Raw genomic sequence first — 1,123 nt, forward strand, 5'->3', positions numbered from 1 at the left:
CGCTGTCGCTGGCGCCGGGTCCATCGACGCTGCCTGTGCCTGTGCCGGTGGTGGCGATGGCGGATCCATCCGCCCCCAATCCATCGACGCCGACACCATCGGCATGGCGCACCCCAGGCAACTTCGCTCCGTGCGCGGCCACTGCGCCCAACAGGCCGCGCACAGATCGCAGCCGGACAGCCCGGGTTCGGCGCAGACCAGGCAACGCGGCGGCCACAGCGCCCAGGCCAGGTGCGGCCAGAAGCCGGTCGGAGCGGGCAGGGCGGCGAGGGCAGCGGTCATGCGGCCAGTGTCGAAGCCGCAGCGCGTCCTCGCCATCGGCGCACGGCAGTGCATCGGGTCGGAAAAGACCTCGCTGCGCCGCTGCGAACGCCTGCGCGACCGGTCATGCCCCAACCAAGCCCAAGCGACCTTGCCCATTCGGGCCAACCCACCGAAATCGCGGCCCAACCCGCGCCACCTCGCGATCGCACACGACCCGCCTGCGACGCCACTACCGTCGCCGCCCACGCAACCCACCGCGATCGCGCCGCCAACGCGGCCCCAACGTGGCGAACTCGCTGCAAACATCGCGCAAGTTGCGCTCATTTCCATCTCGGGCAGCTGTCAACCGAATCGGCCGGGCGACGGTTGACAGCCATCCCCCCGCTTCCCAGACTGCCCGCTCCGGCCGCGCCCAGCGCGTCCGGTTCCCTTCCGCCCGCCGTCAGTGCAGTCCGCTGGAGCCAGCCCGGTGCCCAACGCCTCCCCCGAAACGATCCTGCGTCACGACTGGTCCCGCGCCGAAGTCCGCGCGCTGTTCGACCTGTCGTTCCCCGAATTGCTGCACCGCGCCGCGAGCGTGCACAAGGACCACTTCGACCCCGCCGAGGTCCAGGTCAGCACCCTGCTGTCGGTCAAGACCGGCGGCTGCCCGGAAGACTGCGCCTACTGCCCGCAGGCCCAGCGCTACCACACCGGGGTCGACGCGACCAAGCTGATGAGCACCGAGGCGGTGCTGGAAAAGGCCAAGCAGGCCAAGGCCGCCGGCGCCTCGCGCTTCTGCATGGGCGCGGCCTGGCGCTCGCCGAAGGACCGCGATATCCCGAAGGTCGCGGCGATGATCCGCGAGGTGAAGTCGCTG

At 71.0% G+C, this 1,123-nt stretch carries 1 protein-coding gene and 1 pseudogene; one reads left to right on the plus strand and one right to left on the minus strand.

Annotated elements, in window-relative coordinates; all coding sequences use genetic code 11:
- On the minus strand, positions 1-282 hold a 282-nt coding region (locus ACIQU6_RS45070), incomplete at its 3' end, for a double zinc ribbon domain-containing protein (RefSeq protein ID WP_403488595.1).
- Positions 283-733: 451 nt separating this feature from the next.
- Between ACIQU6_RS45070 and ACIQU6_RS45075 the strand changes: the two are divergent.
- Positions 734-1,123, plus strand: a pseudogene (locus ACIQU6_RS45075) (hypothetical protein); the annotation flags it as partial.

Source organism: Streptomyces sp. NPDC090442, from assembly GCF_044769405.1.
Taxonomy (GTDB): Bacteria; Actinomycetota; Actinomycetes; order Streptomycetales; family Streptomycetaceae; genus Streptomyces.